This window comes from Paenibacillus solani, assembly GCF_001277345.1.
Lineage (GTDB): Bacteria > Bacillota > Bacilli > Paenibacillales > Paenibacillaceae > Paenibacillus_AQ > Paenibacillus_AQ solani.
Window position 1 is genome coordinate 3,448,997 of record NZ_LIUT01000001.1, and the last position, 19,382, is coordinate 3,468,378.

Annotated in this window: 21 protein-coding genes and 1 tRNA gene; 6 read left to right on the forward strand and 16 right to left on the reverse strand. The window is 48.7% G+C overall.

Annotated features, from left to right (window positions below):
* Window positions 1-31: 31 nt before the first annotated feature.
* The 3 genes from AM231_RS15895 to hemE form a co-directional block, all read right to left on the reverse strand.
* Window positions 32-1,348, reverse strand: a complete 1,317-nt coding sequence (locus tag AM231_RS15895; RefSeq protein WP_054403395.1) for a CapA family protein — start codon at window positions 1,346-1,348, stop codon at window positions 32-34.
* A gap of 167 nt (window positions 1,349-1,515) precedes the next feature.
* Window positions 1,516-2,457 (reverse strand): ferrochelatase, encoded by a 942-nt coding sequence (gene hemH / locus AM231_RS15900; protein WP_054403396.1) that lies wholly within the window; start codon window positions 2,455-2,457, stop codon window positions 1,516-1,518.
* A 35-nt stretch (window positions 2,458-2,492) separates the two neighbouring features.
* Window positions 2,493-3,551, reverse strand: coding sequence for a uroporphyrinogen decarboxylase (hemE, locus tag AM231_RS15905; RefSeq protein WP_054403397.1), 1,059 nt, complete (start codon window positions 3,549-3,551; stop codon window positions 2,493-2,495).
* Window positions 3,552-3,787: 236 nt separating this feature from the next.
* Between hemE and AM231_RS15910 the strand changes: the two genes are divergently transcribed.
* On the forward strand, window positions 3,788-4,999 hold the full coding sequence (locus AM231_RS15910; RefSeq protein WP_054403398.1) for an MFS transporter: 1,212 nt from the start codon (window positions 3,788-3,790) through the stop codon (window positions 4,997-4,999).
* Between the two features lie 139 nt (window positions 5,000-5,138).
* Here the strand turns inward: AM231_RS15910 and AM231_RS15915 are convergent, their stop codons facing one another.
* The gene (locus tag AM231_RS15915; RefSeq protein WP_054403399.1) at window positions 5,139-5,771 is read right to left on the reverse strand and encodes an O-methyltransferase; all 633 of its coding nucleotides are present in this window, start codon (window positions 5,769-5,771) and stop codon (window positions 5,139-5,141) included.
* 163 nt (window positions 5,772-5,934) lie between these two features.
* On the opposite strand from AM231_RS15915, the gene AM231_RS15920 reads away from it, so the two are divergent.
* Complete coding sequence (locus AM231_RS15920; protein ID WP_054403400.1) at window positions 5,935-7,086, forward strand: THUMP domain-containing class I SAM-dependent RNA methyltransferase; 1,152 nt, start codon at window positions 5,935-5,937, stop codon at window positions 7,084-7,086.
* 198 nt (window positions 7,087-7,284) lie between these two features.
* A complete protein-coding gene (locus tag AM231_RS15925) occupies window positions 7,285-9,279 on the forward strand; it encodes an LTA synthase family protein (RefSeq protein WP_054403401.1) in 1,995 nt (664 codons plus the stop codon).
* A 124-nt stretch (window positions 9,280-9,403) separates the two neighbouring features.
* Here AM231_RS15925 and AM231_RS15930 read toward each other — a convergent pair whose 3' ends face one another.
* From AM231_RS15930 to racE, 6 genes are all read right to left on the reverse strand, one after another.
* The gene (locus AM231_RS15930) at window positions 9,404-9,670 is read right to left on the reverse strand and encodes a hypothetical protein (RefSeq protein WP_054403402.1); all 267 of its coding nucleotides are present in this window, start codon (window positions 9,668-9,670) and stop codon (window positions 9,404-9,406) included.
* A 124-nt stretch (window positions 9,671-9,794) separates the two neighbouring features.
* Window positions 9,795-10,016 carry a YuzB family protein gene (locus tag AM231_RS15935; RefSeq protein ID WP_053492106.1) on the reverse strand — a complete coding sequence of 74 codons (222 nt, stop codon included), beginning with the start codon at window positions 10,014-10,016 and terminating at the stop codon, window positions 9,795-9,797.
* A gap of 30 nt (window positions 10,017-10,046) precedes the next feature.
* Window positions 10,047-10,349, reverse strand: coding sequence for a heme biosynthesis protein HemY (locus AM231_RS15940; RefSeq protein ID WP_054403403.1), 303 nt, complete (start codon window positions 10,347-10,349; stop codon window positions 10,047-10,049).
* Between the two features lie 108 nt (window positions 10,350-10,457).
* Entirely contained in the window at window positions 10,458-10,733 is a 276-nt protein-coding gene (locus AM231_RS15945; protein WP_053492104.1) for a hypothetical protein, read from the reverse strand.
* 194 nt (window positions 10,734-10,927) lie between these two features.
* Window positions 10,928-12,130, reverse strand: coding sequence for a M14 family metallopeptidase (locus AM231_RS15950; RefSeq protein WP_054403679.1), 1,203 nt, complete (start codon window positions 12,128-12,130; stop codon window positions 10,928-10,930).
* 243 nt (window positions 12,131-12,373) lie between these two features.
* The gene (gene racE, locus AM231_RS15955) at window positions 12,374-13,180 is read right to left on the reverse strand and encodes a glutamate racemase (protein WP_053492103.1); all 807 of its coding nucleotides are present in this window, start codon (window positions 13,178-13,180) and stop codon (window positions 12,374-12,376) included.
* A 234-nt stretch (window positions 13,181-13,414) separates the two neighbouring features.
* On the opposite strand from racE, the gene AM231_RS15960 reads away from it, so the two are divergent.
* The gene (locus tag AM231_RS15960; RefSeq protein ID WP_054403404.1) at window positions 13,415-14,536 is read left to right on the forward strand and encodes a nitric oxide synthase oxygenase; all 1,122 of its coding nucleotides are present in this window, start codon (window positions 13,415-13,417) and stop codon (window positions 14,534-14,536) included.
* 101 nt (window positions 14,537-14,637) lie between these two features.
* Here AM231_RS15960 and AM231_RS15965 read toward each other — a convergent pair whose 3' ends face one another.
* The 4 genes from AM231_RS15965 to AM231_RS15980 form a co-directional block, all read right to left on the reverse strand.
* Window positions 14,638-15,015 (reverse strand): YtxH domain-containing protein, encoded by a 378-nt coding sequence (locus AM231_RS15965; RefSeq protein ID WP_054403405.1) that lies wholly within the window; start codon window positions 15,013-15,015, stop codon window positions 14,638-14,640.
* A 15-nt stretch (window positions 15,016-15,030) separates the two neighbouring features.
* Complete coding sequence (locus tag AM231_RS15970; protein ID WP_054403406.1) at window positions 15,031-15,483, reverse strand: DUF948 domain-containing protein; 453 nt, start codon at window positions 15,481-15,483, stop codon at window positions 15,031-15,033.
* Window positions 15,484-15,751: 268 nt separating this feature from the next.
* Window positions 15,752-16,174 carry a DUF86 domain-containing protein gene (locus AM231_RS15975; protein ID WP_054403407.1) on the reverse strand — a complete coding sequence of 141 codons (423 nt, stop codon included), beginning with the start codon at window positions 16,172-16,174 and terminating at the stop codon, window positions 15,752-15,754.
* Between the two features lie 44 nt (window positions 16,175-16,218).
* Window positions 16,219-16,506, reverse strand: coding sequence for a Dabb family protein (locus tag AM231_RS15980; protein WP_053492099.1), 288 nt, complete (start codon window positions 16,504-16,506; stop codon window positions 16,219-16,221).
* Between the two features lie 486 nt (window positions 16,507-16,992).
* Between AM231_RS15980 and AM231_RS15985 the strand changes: the two genes are divergently transcribed.
* Together AM231_RS15985 and AM231_RS15990 are read left to right on the forward strand one after the other, a co-directional pair.
* The gene (locus tag AM231_RS15985) at window positions 16,993-17,589 is read left to right on the forward strand and encodes an XRE family transcriptional regulator (RefSeq protein ID WP_054403408.1); all 597 of its coding nucleotides are present in this window, start codon (window positions 16,993-16,995) and stop codon (window positions 17,587-17,589) included.
* 167 nt (window positions 17,590-17,756) lie between these two features.
* Window positions 17,757-17,948, forward strand: coding sequence for a hypothetical protein (locus tag AM231_RS15990; RefSeq protein WP_054403409.1), 192 nt, complete (start codon window positions 17,757-17,759; stop codon window positions 17,946-17,948).
* Window positions 17,949-18,164: 216 nt separating this feature from the next.
* On the opposite strand, the gene AM231_RS15995 is transcribed toward AM231_RS15990, so the two are convergent.
* Window positions 18,165-18,249, reverse strand: a tRNA-Leu gene (locus AM231_RS15995).
* A gap of 133 nt (window positions 18,250-18,382) precedes the next feature.
* Window positions 18,383-19,363 (reverse strand): copper amine oxidase N-terminal domain-containing protein, encoded by a 981-nt coding sequence (locus AM231_RS16000; RefSeq protein ID WP_054403410.1) that lies wholly within the window; start codon window positions 19,361-19,363, stop codon window positions 18,383-18,385.
* Between the last annotated feature and the right edge of the window lie 19 nt (window positions 19,364-19,382).

Consider the following 19,382-nt stretch of genomic DNA (forward strand, 5'->3'; position numbering starts at 1 on the left):
GTGGAACCTCCTTGCTGTCACTGTTCACGAATTAGTCCGTTGGTTTTCCTGATATAACTTCCCCAGTCTCCGTTATTTTGACACCACCGATAGAACGTTTCTGCACCTCTTTAAGCACAGAAGCCGCTTCTTCTCCTTCTAGTGGAATAACCTGCCCGATCTCTGTCCGGTAAGGGGTCAGCTGCAGATCGCAGTCTCCTTCCTTACTGCATGAAGCTCGGAAAACCGCTGTTTTCCATGTATCGGCATTCGAAGATTTGGTAAAGATAAAATTACCGGTACTGTAAGCAATCCATTTGCCCTTGTATTGCTCCAATCCTTGCAAGACATGCGGATGCCCGCCGATAATCAGGTCAGCCCCACCGTCGATAAATGCGCGTGACAGATTGATCTGATGGCCATTCGGCGTCTTGTGCAGCTCTTCTCCCCAATGCGCAATAACGACCACCAGATCAGCCTTGGACCGAGCCTCCCGGATGGCTTCAACCGCCTTGGGCAGCACATGGTCATATGCCCCGGCTACCCCCGGCCTGTTCTCGAGTGCATACCACGAAGTTTCTGGAAGAACCCGGCTAAACCCCAGTAAAGCAACCGTCATGCCTTGGAGTTCAAAATACTGGGCCTGAAAGGCCTCTTCCTCATTCCGGCCGGCTCCTACGTACCGAATATCTTGGTCCTGCAAATGTTTCAACGTATCCAGCAGTCCTTCCTGGCCTTGGTCCAGGATATGATTGTTAGCCAGATTCACAGCCTCTACGCCTGCTTCTCGCATGGCTAGAAGTACATCCGGGGAGGACTTGAACACAAATTGTTTGTTGGCCGCACCAACGCCTCCCGTCGTAACCGGTGTTTCCAGATTCAGCACGGTAAGATCATCCTCAAGAAATGTTGAACCCAAGTGCTCATATGGATAATCATACCCTTGCTTCTTAAGCAGTTCCCCAACCTTGCCAGAGAATAAGGTATCCCCGGCAAAATGCATAACCACCCGCTTCGATCCATCGGGATCGGCAGCTTCATCCGTTCCGTTATTTTCCTGTCCGGGTATATCTGGGTCAGGAGGCTCGTCGTCTCCGGTTGACTTCGCCGGATCCTGATTGGTTCCCTCGCCGTCCGTTAGGTGTCCGGGGCCCGGATTATCTGCATGAGTTTCTTCCATGCCAAAGTCCGGCATACCTGGCAAGGAGGCCGTTTGCTGCAGCGGACCTTCTTTAAACTTAAAATGATAGACTAGCAAAGCTGCAATCAATATAATCAGGCAAATGTTTAGAATTAGCCAGATTTGGCCGGTCTTCTGCTTACGGGCCTTCTTCTCAGCTTTGCTCTTCTCTGATCGTGACAGTTGCATAAGTCACTCCTCTATTTACTTATTCGCTTATTTAACTAAACTAATAAAAATCACGTTATGAATCACTTCTCCCATTATACCAGCTTCCAGGTAAAGAATAGAACCCCCCGCTGCCGGAGAGTTCTAAGGTACTGCTTCTATTCATGTTTGGATGTACTATAACACATTCACAGACCAATCAAGGTGATCACGGAATCACTGAGCGCTTCCATGTAGAGTGGATCACTGTTCAGGGAGTCAATGCGTTCAAGCCGCATATCCATTTCCTTCGCAATGCTCTTGGCCTCGATATCCAGATCATAGAGCACTTCCAGATGATCGGAGACGAAGCCGACAGGCGCAACCAGCACATCCTCCACCTGCTCTTCCTTATTCAGCGTTTGCAGCGTATCCAGAATATCTGGACCAAGCCAAGGCTCAGCCGTCCGTCCGGCGCTTTGCCAAGTAAACTGCCACTGTTTCAAACCTGCCTTCTCGGCTACGGCTTTGGATGTTTCAAGCAGTTGATCCTGATAAGGATCGCCGATTGACAAAATACGCTCTGGCAAGCTGTGAGCACTGAATAATACTCTCACACTGTCCCGATCAGCTCCAGCTTCCTCAAATTGATTCAGCTTGGCAGACACCCGGTCTGCAAAAGCCTCGATCAGTTTTGGATGCATGTGATAGCTCTCCACGAACGAAATTTCCAGTCCCAGTTCATCCGCTTTAGCCTGAGCGCGCTTCACATAGGAACCGATGCTCATGGTGGAGTAATGAGGAGCTAGCACGATACCGACTGCTTCCTTAATGCCATCCTTCACCATCTGCTCAACACCATCTTCAATATATGGGGCTGCGTGCTTCAATCCCTGATAGCATACAAATTCCAGATCGATAGCTCGGGGATCCGCATTAAGGGTATCCTGGAGTGAACGAACCTGCCGATCCGTGTTCGCGCGAAGTGGAAACACGCCTCCCACGATGGCCTCATAGCGGTCAGTCAGCTCTTTGAGCTGCTCCTCCGACGGCTTATTTCCCCGGCGGATATGTGTATAATAGCTTTCGATTCCTTCCATGCTTTCAGGTGTGCCGTAGGACATTACCAATACACCAATTCTGTTCTTCATACCCTCTCACCTCTGACTAATAGAATATTCGCCAATTACGAGCGTTGTGCCCCTGCCTTAATGGCTTGAGCGGAGTATTCGTGAATGTACGACGTTAAATCACGCAGCTTCTCAAGCGAAGCTTCCGGGAATAATCCATGGCCCAGATTAAATACAAAGCCCGGCTCCTGGATTCCCTGATCGATAATCTCCTTGGCATACTGCTGAATGACCGTCATCGGACCGGTCAGAACGGTCGGGTCCAGATTTCCCTGAACAGCATACTTATGCCCTAAACGGCGGCGGCCTTCGGTTATGGACACTCTCCAATCAAGACCGATGACATCAACGCTGAGCTCCGTAAGGGTAGGCAGCAGTTCCCCTGAGCTTACACCTGGGAAGTAAATTTTCGGAACGTGTAGATCCTGAAGCTCTGAGAAGATGCGTTTAATGGTTGGAAGGACGTATGTCTGGAAATCCTGTGAAGACAACGCACCCACCCAGCTATCAAACAATTGAAATGCTTTCCCGCCGTTAGCAACATGAGCACGCAAATAAGTGATAACCATGTCGCCAAGCTTGTCCATCAGCGAGAACCATACCTTCGGCTCGCTGTACATAAGTTCTTTCGTGCGGAGATAGTTTTTGGATGGTCTTCCCTCAATGAGATAACTCGCAATCGTGAAGGGCGCCCCGGCGAACGTAATCAGAGGTACTTCCAGCTCCTTGTCCAAAATTCGGATGGTCTCGAGGACATGTCCAAGATCCCCCTCCACATCAATCGGACGAAGCTTCTCAATATCCGCCGCTGAGCGGATCGGATTGTCAATCACAGGACCGATATTCTTCACAATATCGAAGTCTATCCCGATTGAGGCAACAGGATTCATAATATCGGAATATAAAATAGCCGCATCGACGCCGAGCTTGCGTACTGGCATCAAGGTTACTTCTGCTGCCAGCTCCGGTTGACTGCATATTTCAAGTAAGGAATACTTTTCTTTGATCTTTCGATACTCCGGGTCGTAGCGTCCTGCTTGTCGCATGTACCATACAGGAACGTGGCTTACCTCCTGCTTTCGGCAAGCACGGATAAACTGATCATTATAAGTCATGATTAGGCCCCCATCAATATAAAAAGTCTCTTAAAGACCATTATGCCCTTTTTAAAAGTAAGTAACAACCGCCTTGCAGGGACATCCTATGAAAATCACATGACAATCTTATGACATTGTTGGCCTTTGGCATTTTTTAAATATGCTATACTGGAAGAACGGCTTTTTTTAGGACAGATTTCCATCAGTCCGGTTCATTCTGCCACGGACAGCTTAGAAAGGAAGTGAAGGGCATATTGGCTAGATGGAAAATTAATCTCATTGTACTATGGTTTGGTCAATTCTTGGTCAATTCGGGAATGACCATGATCACCCCGTTCCTGACATTATATTTGGCGCAAGACCTGAATGTCGTTGGAGACCGGGAAATAGGAGTATGGGCCGGGTTGATATTCGCGGCCAACTTCCTGACATCATTCATTTTTCAGCCCATCTGGGGAAAAGTCGCAGACAAATACGGTCGTAAACTGATGCTGCTGCGCTCGGGATTCGGTATGGCGCTTGTCATTGCCTGTATGGGCTTTGCCACCCACCCGTGGCATCTGCTGGTGCTGCGCCTGTTGAATGGTACAATCTCGGGATTTAACCCTGCGGCGATCTCTCTCGTATCGGGCACGACACCCAAGAATCGCATGGGATTCGCGATGGGTATCATGCAATCCGGACAAGTTGCAGGCACGATACTTGGTCCGTTAATTGGTGGACTTATGGCCAGCTGGGTTGGATTTCGGCCCATCTTCTATATAACAGGCGGACTGATATTTGCAGCTTCGCTGCTCGCCTTGTTCATGGTTAAAGAGAATTTCAACCGCGAGCAAGCAGCGAAGATACCTCAGCCTTCGGTTATAGCGGGACTTAAGGAGCTCAGCCACATTCCACAACTCCCGTCGCTATTCGCCGTTACGTTCCTGCTTCAATTCGCTATGATCAGTCCTATGGCGCTGCTTCCGCTGTATGTTCAGAAGCTTCACGGAACCGCGGCAGACATTGCCATATGGGCCGGCTTCGTAGTCGCTGTAACAGGCCTCTCAAATATGATTGCCTCCCCGATCCTCGGCAAACTTAGCGATAAGGTTGGTGCCCATCGCATATTGACGTATGCCTTGATCGGTACGGGACTTACACTGATACCACAGGCTTTTGTTCAATCGGTATGGCAGTTAATCATCGTACGCTTTATGATGGGCGTATTCATGGGCGGCTTGCTCCCCAGCGTAAACGCTCTGATTCGCTCCTATACACCGGACGGCATGGAGAGCCGCTCCTTCGGCTTCAACACAAGCTCCCTTGCACTTGGCAATATGCTGGGTGCGGTCATTGGCGGATTTTTATCAGGCTTCATCGGAATAGAAGGACTATTTATCACTTCGGGCTGCCTGCTGATCATCAACATGATCTGGGTGAGAAGAAAGCTGTTCTCCCACCACCCTTCACCTAAATACCGTTAATCTGATGGGGCGCCTGTCTTTTCGTGACTTAGGGGCACTCAGAGCTAGACTCACAATCTCATCATGAACCAAAAAGAGGGTTGTCCCCTGGTCTTCTATAGACCCGAAGGACAACCCTCTATATGGTTATGATGATTTCTCATTTCACACGGGCGAGAATCAACCCATCATAAGCAGGCAGCAGCGTGCTGACAAGCCTCTCATCAGAGGCGATGATCTCGTTAAAACGGCGCACGGCCTGAACGGAAGGTCCGTTCTTCTCCGAGTTCAACGTTCTGCCCCGCAAGAAGCAGTTGTCCCCTGCGATCAGGGCGCCTGGATTGGCAAGCTCCATCGCATACTCCAGATATAGAGGATAATTCTCCTTATCCGCGTCAATAAAGAAGAAGTCGAATTTACGCCCTTCCTGCTTCAATGCTGATAAGCTGTCCGCTGCTGGACCGATCCGGTATTCCACCCGATCCTTGAATCCGGCCTTCTCCAGATGCCTGCCTGCCAGCGCAGCGTATTCTTCCTTCAATTCCAGGGAGGTGAGCTTGCCGTCCTCGGGAAGACCCCGGCACAGACAGATGCCGCTATAACCGCCAAGTGCACCGATTTCGAGAATATGCCGCGCGCCTGCCGTCTGAACCAGCATGGTCAACAGGCGGCCGTATGCCGGCGCCACCGAGACCTCCGGCATTCCTTGCTCGCGGATTGCCTCAAGCACAAGCTGTAGCCCTTCATCCTCCGGGTATAATTGGTTAACATAATCATCAGGGGTGGTAAGCAATAGAGCTGCCTCCTTCTTCTTGGCAATGTATCATTTTTTCCCGTTAAACCTAACGAGAACTATCATATGATAATTGTCTTAGTCAATGCAATCGCCTATACTATATAGATTAAACTGGCGGCGTTTATCGCCGTACACATGTTAAATGGAGTTGACATCGTTAATGCCTCGATTACAATTGATCGCGACTGCCCCCATGGGGCTTGAAGCCGTCGTTGCCCGCGAGCTTAAAGAGCTCGGGTATACCGACATGGAAGTAGAGAATGGAAGAGTTACCTTTTCAGGTGACCTGATCGATATTTGCCGCTGCAATCTGTGGCTACGGACCTCGGATCGTATTCTCGTCAAGATGGGAGAATTTAAGGCACTTACCTTCGATGAGCTCTTTGAAGGAACAAAGGCACTTCCTTGGGAAGATTGGATTCCGGCGGATGGTGAGTTCCCTGTTGAAGGACGATCCCATAAATCGCAGCTCAGCAGTGTTCCCGCCTGTCAGGGCATCGTAAAAAAAGCAATCGTGGAGAAGCTAAAGCTCTCCCATCATACCGAGTGGTTCCCCGAGGATGGTCCACGGTATGTAATCGAGGTATCTCTGCTCAAGGATCGGGCCCTATTGACGCTAGATACGACGGGACCCGCCCTACATAAACGCGGCTACCGCAAGCTGGTTACGGAAGCTCCGCTCAAGGAAACCATGGCTTCCGCTTTGCTGCAGCTAAGCCGCTGGGGCCCGCATCGCCCACTGTATGACCCGTGCTGCGGTTCCGGAACGATCCTGATCGAAGCCGCAATGATGGCCTGGAATATCGCACCCGGACTGCGCCGCTCGTTTCCATCGGAGCAATGGGACATCATAGGCGACGAACGCTGGGAAGACGCTCGTGAGGAAGCCTTTGACGCCGTAACAGATGATATTCCGCTTCATATTGCCGGAAGCGACATTGATCCGAAAGCGATCGAGGTGGCCAAGGCTGCAGCCAAGAGTGCCGGCCTCGCTGGCGAAATCGACTTTAAGGTGCTCCCTGCTGTCAAAGCCATTCCTGAAGGGGAGTATGGTTGCATTATCACCAATCCCCCTTATGGCGAACGCTTAAGTGAGAAAGAGGAAGTTGAACGTCTGATCCGACAATTTGGATCCGTCATGCACTCTCTACCAACATGGTCCTTCTTTGCAATCAGTCCGACCAAGCAGTTTGAACATTACTTCGGCCGCAAGGCGGAGAAACGCCGTAAATTGTTCAATGGCCGTATTGAATGCCAGTACTATCAATATCTCGGCCCCTTGCCTCCGCGCAACAAACCAGTGACAGAATAATGCTATAAGCCATGCCGCCTACGGGCGGCTTTTTGGGCTCGACTGGCGTTTGAAATCATATTCGGACAAGCTATAATAAGTAGCGTATCCAGACGGATATATGGCATTATTTTGTTTTGCTATCGCTATCAAGCAAGTTTCGCTCTAATGAACTTAATTCGAAATTCGAAAATTCTGTTGAAAAGGAGGATGGCCTTCGTGCGTTCATCACCATCATGGACTGATATCCAAAGCCGGGTCTCCAAAGGACTGCATTACCGGTACACCGCTTATCCGCTATTCCTGATTCTCATGATGTACAAGCTGATCATGCTGGATCATCAACTCCATATTGCCAATATGAAGCTGGATCAGGCCGACTATGTGATTGCTGTCGGCTCGCTCCTGCTGATCTCCTTCTGGACCCTGTGGCTTCCGGCAAGAGGCCGGCTGGTATCATTAACTTTATTAAATTTGGTCTGGACAGGGATCGTATACGCCGATCTGATCTACTATCGGTACTTCGATGATTTCATCACGGTGCCTGTGCTCATGCAGGCCGGGCAAGTCGGATCGCTCGGGGACAGCATCCGTTCCCTGGTTCATGGCGTCGACCTGCTATTTTTTATTGATTGGCTTCTTATCGTTCCGTTTACCGCTGCAATAGTGTTCCGCAAACGTAAAAGGGCCTTCATAGCCAATGGGTTCCCGGGTGAATACCGTCAGCAGCGGCGGGCACGGGTACTTCGGCGCTTGGTGACAGGAACGCTGGCTCTCATCCTTGGCATTGCCATGACCTTTGTTCCGATTAAGAGAGCATCAGATACATGGGCCGTCGGTCTCTTTGAAGGCAATTGGTGGAATATTACGCTTTATAATGTGACGGGGCTGATTGGCTTCCATGGATATGATATGTACCGTTACGGCCGGGATCATCTATTGGGTCAGCCTAAGCTGGCTGAAGAAGAAACCGAGCAGGTTAAGGCGTGGTTTGATGCCAAACGTGCAGTGCCAGCCGGTACCGATGCTATGTTCGGCAAGTATAAAGGCAGCAATGTCATTATGATTCAGACGGAAGCCTTCATGAATTTTGTGATCGGCCAATCGATCGAAGGACAGGAGATCACACCCAACTTCAACCAATTAATGAAAGACAGCATGTACTTTAGCAATTTCTATCATCAAACCGGACAGGGACGAACATCCGATGCGGACTTTGTTACACACAGTTCCCTGCTTCCCCTGCCCACCGGTTCGGTATTTACGAGATATGCCGACCGTAAATACGATACACTGCCGGAGATTTTGAAAGAGCAAGGCTATGCTGCTAATGCCTTTCATGCTTATGACAGCAGCTTCTGGAACCGAACAACAATGTATCGAGAGATGAAGTATGACCGTTTTTTCAGCAAGAAAGACTTTGAGATGACTGATGTTCAGGGGTGGTCGCTGAGTGACAAGGCGTTTTTTGCACAATCACTGAGTTATATGAAGGACATCCAGCAGCCCTTCTATTCCTTCCTGATTACGTTAACGAGCCATCATCCGTATTACGTCCCAAAAGATGGCCGCAAGCTGGATACGGGGGAGTTCGAAGGCACGATATTCGGGAACTACTTGCAATCTATCCATTATGTTGATGAAGCCTTCGGCCAGTTTGTGGATCAAATGAAGCAGCAAGGACTGTGGGATAACACCATCCTGATCATCTATGGGGACCATGATAATTCCATCAAGGACCAACCGGACTATGAGAAATTTCTCGGACGGAAGCTGAATGCCCTCGACATGGAGCAAATAATGAACCAAGTGCCTTTGCTCATCCGCCTGCCTGATGGTGGGAACGCCGGAGTATATCCCGAGGCCGCGGGCATGATGAATGTGACCCCGAGCATTCTTCATCTTCTTGGTGTGTCATCCGAGCCGTATTACTGGATCGGGAGCCAGCTATTTGATGAGCGTCCGCGTCTGATTCCGCTGCGCAGCGGTGCTTTTTCCGATGAAAATGTATTCTACCTTCCTTCGGAAACAGCAGGACTTGAGGGTGGAACTTGCTACGATTTAGCAACGCGCCAGCCCACTGACATTCAAGCATGTCGTGAAGGTTATGACGAGACTCAGAAAGAGCTGAAGATCTCGGACCAAGTCATCACATATGATTTGCTGAAGCAGTTTAAAGCAAGTGGTGGCGGCGAACGCGGTGAAACCAAATAACAAGTTGGTTACCTTATCGAGGCTTCCCCTCAGGCATTTTCAAATTAAGGCTCTATCTCACATCTGCAACAAAAAAGCCCGTTCAAAAGCTCAAAAGCTCTTGAACGGGCTGCAACGGATATAACTACTTATCACTTGAACGAAGCTTGGACAGTCGTTCCTTCTCTTCCCCCAGCAATTCTTCAGCCAGTTCAACCGCATTTCGGTTCGCCTGATCAGTCACCTGGGCAACTGCTCGCTCTGTATGGGATAGCGAATTCTCTGCTTGCTGAATCAACTGATCCGTTGGATGGGACATCGCTGACGAAACGGCACGATGCAGCCTCTCTACGGAATCTAATGCACTGTTGCTGGGACTGTTGGAATGAAGACTGGAATCATGACTGTTCATAATGGACGCTCCCTTCTAAAGTTGTCGTTCCTGTTGCCCTCTTAGGATGGATGGCAGAGCCAGGAACTATACTCTTAGAAGGTTTTTTTGTGAATTCTTCTCCGAAGTGCTTCTTAACGGCTCATCATTTGATGAACGGTTTAGCCTTCTCCAGTACTTCATCCTCTGTAGGCGCACTGACATACCGGCCATTAACATAAATAAATGCGCGTTTGCCGCAAGGGCCGCAGTAGGATTTACAACCGATCTTTATGTCGGCGTCCGGTGCCATTTTTTGGATTTTCGGGATGATGGACTTCAATCTAGTATGTTTGCACTTCTCGCAAACGCGTATATCATTAGCCATGAATTAATACCCTCTTTATTCTGAAGTAACCTAGTGGTCGCCGTGATTGCCTTGGGACGGATTTGTAATCACAAAGCCTTCCTCGGGAAAATAGAGATAGTCGATTTTGACGCCGTCCAAAAAGGCTTGTCCCGCCTCCAGGATGACATCGATCTCCTTATCCGTGGAAACCACGACATCGCTTTCTTTAGGTGTATCCAGATCAAGACCGTAATGGGCATGATCCCCATGAGCGTGGGTGACCAGAACGCGAAGTTTCTTACCCTTGTTCTCTTCCTTGTCCAATTCTCGCTTTATAACCTTAGCCGCATTGCGGGTTATTTTACATTTCATGCATATACATCTCCTCACGGATGATTCATTCAATATGTTATTGTAGACCCCTGTCGACTTTTTCGCAAGGGCACAAGCCATATCGGATTGGTATTAATCCTGCTCTCTTTAACGAACACGTTTTGCCGTACCCTGGTCCTTCTCAAGTAAGCCTGGATATTTCCGTTCAACCCGGGATACAAACCAGTTCATCAGCAGCATCGTAAACCCGATATCATCAATCGGAAGCAAAGGCATAACATCCGGCAGCACCCAATACAGGGCAACCGGAATCAGAAATAGCAGCTTGTCCCCTAATGCAATCCGGGAAGAGGCCAAATAACCGAATATCCTCTGGAATACATGCGACCAGCGTCGAAGCGACCATAATCTTCTCCACTTCATAGGTGTTCCCTCCATTCCAACTGCTTGCCTATATCATTACCCAATTTACGAAACTCTAAGAAATTAGCCATCAGTGGAACGAGAAAAGCCGTCATCGCTCAGAACGTGAAAGAGGGCCCCCGCTTTTAACCAGATGAGCAGCGGCCTCTTGTTCTCAATATACGCTCCCGTAGATACTTGCGTTTCATATGCTTTTACTCCAAAGTCATGAACGCAGACAGAATAGCTCTCACCTCAACGCACAGATCTTCAAAATCTTCAAGCGGCAGTGGATTAATCCCGTAACCAATTTCAACTGTAAAGCCCGGCTTCCGAAAATGCTGAATGAACCAGTCTTTATATCCCGCATCACTGCCCTGCAGCTTGACTGGGCGATAGCCGCCGGCCTGCCCCAATATCCGTGCCATCTTCTCGCTTTCGGGGGGCTCGTAGTCTCTATAATTCCAATAAATTTCCTTGCCTTGACTGTGAAGCGAGATGGCTCGAATCGGACAGATCCCCAGCGTATGCTCATAAACGGCTTCAGCTTCCGGTTCGCTAAGCGGTTTAGTCCCAGCATAATCCTGTGGCGACGGGCGATACTTCCCTCTGCGTGCAACCTCCTCATTCCAATGCGCAGGAAATTGATCCCCCAAATCCACACCATTCACATTTGCCTTCCACCGTCGGAAGTCTTCACGTCCACCATTCCATTCGAGCAGGCGGCCATAAAAGGGATGTACGGGAGTAACTCCTTCTTGGACGAGCTCGACGCCATCCGGATTTGCCATCGGCACAACCCATAATGTATAGTTCCGATACCACTCATCCGTATTCTGCAGATAATCAGGCGACTGATGGGCTAATGATCGGCTGTACTCTTCCAAGAATCGCATTAGACAAGGGGTGGTGATCCATTCATTCGCATGGAGCGCGGCATTTATGTGCAGATGTTTTGGACCCTCGCCGATTTTGGCAGCATACAAGGGTTTGCCTAATACACTTCTACCGATGATGCTCCACTCCACTGCAGGATAGCGCCTCTGCATCTCACCGATGTCCCGCTCCAGATCTGCCGGCCCATACTCACCGGATAATCGTATTAAGTGTTTATCTGTGGAAACTGGGAGGACTACCGTTTTGCCCTGGGGAAGATGAGTCGCCGATAATCCAGGATTCAGTTCCACCAGTGCCTCCTTTCGAAATCGAAAAGTCAAGGCAATGCTATCTAGCGTATCTTGCTCCTGGATGACATACCTGCGACGCAGCGAGGCCGGAAGATATAACATCTGACCCTGCTGAAGATATGGCTGCTGGGCCGCCCATGGATTTGCCGTAATCAGCTGTTCATAGGCCAGACTATGTCTGGCTGCTACGCGTCTGAGTGTATCGCCTTTCTGCACGACATATTGCTGCATAATGGATTTCCTTTCCGCGGCAAAACCGCTTCGATTAGCGTCCATTCCATGTATATGAGCTGCCGTTTGTCCAACATGTATCATATAGAGCATTACAAGTTGAGAATACCATTAACAACAATACCGCTTCCCTTAATTGCCCATATAAATAGGCAGGCATACAAGGTAGTTCCTTGTCCTGCCTGCCTAAACCTTGGGTGATCCCCTTGTATTCTCCGAGAAATCTAAAGCATGAATTGTTGATTATAGCTTAGTAATTTGCCATACAACAGGCGTCCGCTTGATATGATCTCCAAGCCATTCGGTTGCAATGCTTTGGAAAATCACCGGGTCACCCGTACAGAAGAACTGATGCACCGGACTCTCTTCGCTGCTCGCGAGCTGCCCTTTATCGTAAAGAATGGTACTGACTTCGCGAGCCGTCTCATCGGCAGAGCTGATCAGCTTCACTCCACGTCCCATGACGGTTTGAATCGTATTCATGAGAAACGGATAATGTGTACAGCCCAGAATGAGACAATCAATTGGAGAATCCTTGATCCCTCTCAGCGATTCCTGTACAACCTGCAAGGATTCCTTCGAACGAAACAGTCCGTGTTCGACGAGGGGGACCAGTTCAGGGCAAGCCTGGCTCTCCACTTCTACATAAGGTGACAGCTGTTTCAGAGCGGCTGTATATGCTCCGCTGCCAATAGTTCCAACTGTACCAATAACTCCGACGTTGCCTGTCTTTGTAGCGCTTATCGCGGCTCGCGCGCCGGGGTGAATGACACCAATGACCGGCACAGGCACTTTGGATGAAATATAATCAAGCGCTGCTGCCGTGGCCGTATTACAGGCGATGACGATCATTTTGGGGTCATATTGAATTAAATAGTCTACAATTTGCTCCGTAAATAAACGGACTTCTTCCGGTGTACGGGGTCCGTAGGGTGCGCGGGCTGTATCTCCAAAATAAATAATTTTCTCTCTCGGGAGCTGTCTCATCACTTCTTTTGCGACAGTCAGCCCGCCCACACCCGAGTCTAGTATTGCGATTGCTTGCTGCACGAACCCACCGCTTCCTTCTTGTCATAATCTTGGCTCACAGTGATACCATATGTCATTTCAGATCGAAATGTACCTTAAATCTTACCCCAATTCCCCCCTATCTTCAATAAAGGGCTTCAGGATTAAGGACCTCCGGTTCCTTTGTTCAAGCAATTGTAGGACTCTCCTACCTTTTTCGTTTTGCGAGAGTGTTATTCTATATTTAAGTACGTGCATAGTAAAGGAGACCTTCTTGTGAATAACAACTTGCATCATACTGATCTTTTCCAGTCGGCGAAGCAGTTTATTACGCTCTGTTATACAGAACTAAACCGAACCATAGAGGAAGAGGAAGCGGAAGCCCGGTTGAAGGACATCCGCGAGCAGATTGAGCTGACAGGTACGTATGAGCATACGTCAGAGGAACTGATCCTTGGGGCAAAAATCGCTTGGCGAAACAGTAATCGTTGCATCGGCAGGTTGTTCTGGGATCGCCTTCATGTAACCGATGCCCGGCATCTAACAGAATCCTCGGATATTCTATCCGCTCTTATCGATCATATCGAGAGCGCCACCAATGGCGGCAGAATCGTACCTAAGATTACGATATTCAGAGCTGCACGTCCAGGGGAGGAACCCCTAATCATCAAAAACCATCAGCTGATACGGTATGCGGGTTATGAAACGCCAAGCGGTATCATTGGAGACCCGGCATCCATCTCTTTTACAAAAGAATGCATGGGACTAGGATGGCAGGGAGACATGTCCCCGCATGATGTGCTGCCACTCGTTGTACAGCAGGGACATGAGCCTCCAGAATGGCGTGAGATCCCCCGCTCCTGCGTAATGGAAGTTTCCTTGGAGCATCCTGAGATGCCAGCGCTCATAGAGGAAGGATTGAAGTGGTACGCGGTACCCATCATTTCGGACATGCAGCTTGAGATCGGCGGCATCATCTATACGGCCGCTCCATTCAACGGCTGGTATATGGGAACGGAGATCGGAGCACGCAATCTGGCCGACGAGCAGCGCTACAACAAGCTTCCTCGGATAGCCCAGCTCATGGGACAGGATACTTCCAGCGAATCCAGCCTATGGCGGGATCGAGCATTGGTGGAACTCAATTATGCGGTGCTCTATTCCTACAAAAAAGCAGGCGTCAGCATCGTCGATCACCATACGGCCGCCACTCAATTCGCTGCATTCGAGCGACGTGAAGAACAAGCTGGTCGTGAGCTTACTGGCGATTGGAGCTGGCTGATTCCTCCGCTCTCGCCCGCTGCGACGCATATCTTTCATCAGTCCTATGCTAACGATATCCATTCACCGAATTTCCATTACAGAAAAATGAAGGACAATGACGCTTGTCCCCTATAAGCAGCAAAGCCGGGGCCCTAATCGGCCCCGGCTTTCACCGTATGCAGCAGCTTTTTGATATAAGATCAAAGATGATACGGTCTATAACCGTCTAATCGGAATTATTCGCTGATCTTCACTTCTGAAACAGTAGAGGCATAGGTCTCGTCATCTTCGCCATCCACATCATACTCACGGTCAAACGAAGACACCTGAGCTACCTCTTCTTCTGCCAGCCAGCCCTCTTGGCGATTACGCCAGGACTGAATATCGGAGATTACATTCTCTGCCCGATCCGTCATAAGGCCGATAAAATGAACGCCTTGCTCGCCTACTTTCTCTGCTGCTTCCTGCACCTTATTACCGATGCCGCGGGCACCGTCGGTAATGTCATTCCGCAGCTCTTTGCCCGATTTTGGAGCCAACAGAAGTGCGGTAACCGAACCTGCTACACTGCCGATCAATACTCCCCAGAGGAGTCCTTTGCTCTTCTCTTTCATCTTCCATCTCTCCTTCTATTTGGCTTGCCCTTCGCCGGACTTGGAGGTGTATTTGTTCCATGAATGCCAAAGCGTCATTCCGGCGTCAACCCACCGGAACATCTCCCCGATCTGCCGTTCGTTATCAAGGCGAGCACGTTCCAGGTGCTCAATGGCGGTTATGGAAGCTTTTTTCCCTACAGCATGAACCGCATCGGCCGTCTTGGCAACCGCTGAGGCAGCATCGGTGATGGAGGCAGCTATAGCTTCAACAGCTTCCAGTTGACGCTGAATCAACTCTAATGAGACGGATGCCTGCTTCAACACCTGTGAAGCTTCCTGGGTCAATCGAGTGCTGTCTTCCTCAAGCTGGCCCAGTAAGTTCTCGGCCCGTCGCATCAGCTTCTTAACCGACAGCATCATGATAACCAATACAACCGCGATTAGTATGATGCCAATGGATGTGGTGAGCGCGTTCCATTCTGTCATCGGGAAATTCCTCCTTTCGTCTCGACCGGGCGAATGCCTAGTCGCTTGATGCATTATAAGCAGCATGGGCTTGTTTTGACACAATACCCCATAAATAAATTCTCCAGCCGACATATTCTTGAGGGGAGATGCCGCCCAAACCTTTTGTTCGAGGATATTAAGCCCATACCAAAACAGACCTTCAAGGATCCTTGAAGGTCTGTTCTTCTTATAATTCAACAGATGAGCCTGCTCTTGCTAGGACAGGTTAATCCAGCGGTACACCCTGTCAGTACATTTCATTCTTTAAATATTCACGGACATTATCTGCAAATTGCTCCAGTACATCAGGCAGAAGCGGAGTTAATGGATGAAGGCTATGTCTCTCCCACTCGTAATAGTCTTGAACTAGCGGCTTACGCAAGCGCACCAAATCCAGAAGCACGGTATGAACCTCTTGCGGAAATACTTTTTCCTCATGATTGATATCCATAATATCTTCGTAGCTGCTGGCATCCCGCATAATGAATCCGTCGATCAGGTAGCTTCCAATATCCGTAACAACTTCGATTGCCAGATGAAGCGCACGCTCCTGGACCAACCCCAGTGTCAATCCTCCGTCCCATGATTGTGCCGCGGTCCGCAACCCTTCCGCAATTTCCGGGATTGCATTCAGCCGCCGTTCAATTTGCTCTTGATTCACATAATACACGGCAAATCTCCTCCAGCCTGTCGTAATAATTCAATCAGAATCGTCTATACTTCAAAGTCTACGCTAAGCGTATGATCTTTCACTGTATTGATATATTGAATCACTTCCTGATGAACAGGATGTACAGCATATGCTTGCAAATCTTCAAGATTGTCCACTTCAACGATCAAAGCCAAGTCATAAGAGCGCTCAGAGTGAATCACATCAGCACCCGCTTCGAGAGATCTGACCATCGGAATCTTACCATCCATGTTGCGTAGAACCTGTACGGTCTTCTCAATATTCGCTGCCGTGGGTTCCTTCAATTTAAAAAAAACAATATGTTTAATCATCGCCCGTTCCTCCATCTCTTCCATGTATGTAAATCTATCTTTCTATCATACCCCGTTCATCAAGAAAAAGAAATCGTTTACGGCCGCTCCTAGGACAAACGGAAAGACTGTACTTAAACATATATTTGCTTCTTTCGTGCTCGGTATGGAAACTCGCTTGCAAATAAGAATTCCAATATTCCCCATCTGTGAATGGTATCTTTTTTCATTATTCAGTTCCTATAAATGACGAATGTTTAAGGTGATTTTCGTTATAATTTCCGTTTTTAGTGTACATATTCATGATAAACAATGTATTTATTTACTTCAAATCTAAAAAATACGAATATTTGGTTCAACGTTTTAATTACAAAGCTTAAGCAGAATATCAAATCTCTCAGCCGCATAAATCAGGTAACAACGATATGGAAACAAATGTTTAACGTTTGGCTATTGAAAAGATAGTGTCGAATATTGTAGTATTGTGTTAAAAAAATCGGAGGAATTATGCCTACACCACTACAACAAGAAAAACACTCTATTGAGGCGTGGTCCCTGATCAATCGTAAATATCTGGGGAAAGGTGTGCGTGTCAAGCGCTTCCGCAGGCCGACCCGCTGCCAAATTCGCAACCGCGTCCTACTCGCCATTCTTATGGCCAATGATATCAAGTTGTCACAACTAGCCGAGGAACTGGGAGTTTCCTCTCGCAGTGTCAGCGCCTGGGTATATGAAGGACGTGTTCCCGGTAAAAGTAATCTGGAGAAGGCGTGCAGTTATCTGGGATACCCCCGCCATATTCTCTTCAGAGAAGAACTGCTGGACAAGTCCCCTTTGATCTGTCAGCCGGCACCTTCCCGCTTTATGAAGCGCACACTGACGCGCTCTCCGGTCAGTAACCGGATTCTGACAGGCTTGTGCATGGTTCATGACCTATCCGTAAGCGATGTCAGTCGCTGGATCGGTGTGCATCCCGGAACATTCCGTAAGTGGCTGCACCAGGGTACCCTGCCTTCCGCTGCGTTCCAGGATAAGGCAGAACAGTTCTTCCGTATCCCTAAATCCGTTCTGTTCGCAGATTGCGCACTGAAGGAAGATGCTTAAACAAGACTGCGTTACTTACCATACTTACTTAACCCTGACTAAGCTCAGCCTAGCTGGATCATATCCGGCAACGCTGAGCTTATTTTCAGTTATGGCATATTTCGACACAATCAGGGAATATAAACTAATACGGAGATACAACAAGAAGTGAGGAGACGAGAGGACTATTGAAATTACGTCATAAGCAGATTGGTGCTGCACTTGGCTTGTTGGCTGGAACAACAATGGGAAGCGGCATCGGGTTTCTTCTCAGTTCACATGCCTACCATTTGATTGGCTTGGTTACTATCTTTGGCTGTGCGGGCATGGCTGCCGGACTATGGGCGGGATCCAAGAACATATTCAAGGAACTCGCCTGACCTTTTTTTCTGCACATAACATCAAAGGAGCAGGCCAGAGCATTCGGGTCTGCTTCTTTATCATTGAATGGATCTCTGGCATAACTTCAGAATATGATCATCCCTTTCCATCTAATTGTCCATGCGAGGATGGTCATTAGCATAGTATTTCATCTCTTTTGAGAAAAACAAAAAAACTGTTTCCCCAAGTAATCACTTGAAAAAACAGCTTTGCTCATAGATCGAGAGGACTCGAACCTCCACGGGGGTAAGCCCACACGGACCTGAACCGTGCGCGTCTGCCAATTCCGCCACGACCGCATAGTATGTAATTCGTGATCGTGTTGATCACCGTAATTAAGAGTATATAACGTCTGCAATTAAAAAGCAAGCATTTTTTATGAAAAAAATGTCGAAAGCACTCACTTCCCGTGTATTCGACATTTTTCCGCATATTAGATCGTCCATTGATCATGAATGATACCGGAGATGACCCACGAATTTCCGGCCAGCTGAAATACAAACCGCAAGCTCTCCCAGTCCATGCCTGCATAATCAGGATGAAATCCATCGAAGTGATATTCTACGAAAACAGCCCCTTTATATTGACTGCTTGCATTATTAATCGTATTCCCCTCGCTTTTGGATTGATTGTAGCCCACCCAAGGAGCCGTGGCAAAGTCTTGAGTATAGATAAATTTCTTGTAATAGTCTTCAACATTCATGAAGATCGGCTTTCCACTGCCGTCATACTCCCCCCATCGATATAGGGTATCTGACTGAAATCCTTCGCGAAGCTGCTGTTTGCTAAGGGTGATATCCTTCTTGCGGTCTACATAGGCATACGGCGAAAATGTAATTCCGTCCGGATGTGCGAGCTCTGCAAGCTTCCCAAACTCCCGATCTCTCAGATAGGTTACCGCCTGCTTCGCAATCTCGGACACCGCAGCTTCCGCCTCTTTCGGAGTGAGGAGCGGATAAATCCTAGCCTCTTTTGCAGAGTTATCCCACACCACCTGGCCACCCAAACCTTCTGCCGAATAGCGTAGAGGGATATACACACGTCCTTCTCTGAGAATTGGCGGAACATCCATCGTCATGGGCTTGCCGTCTTTAATCATACGATTCTTCCCCACTATGTAGCTCGTCGTGTGTTGACCATTACTGACAATCGCCATCTGCTCAGACTGAGACCAGCGAACCTGAGCCCCCACCGCTGTCAAAATATCTCGGAACGGCACCATTACCCTGCCGTGATGGATAATTGCAGGTGATTCCAGTAGAAGTTTGCCGCCGTTCACTCGAACTTCGATAGGGCGGTTCATAGGTATGTCAGAAGCCAGTGCCTCTCCCCCATACTGAATAAAACCGATTATTCCAATCGCTGCAGCCAAAATACCGGAAAGCAACCTGCCCATGCCATCAAGCTTCTTCATCTGCAACCCCTCCTCTCAA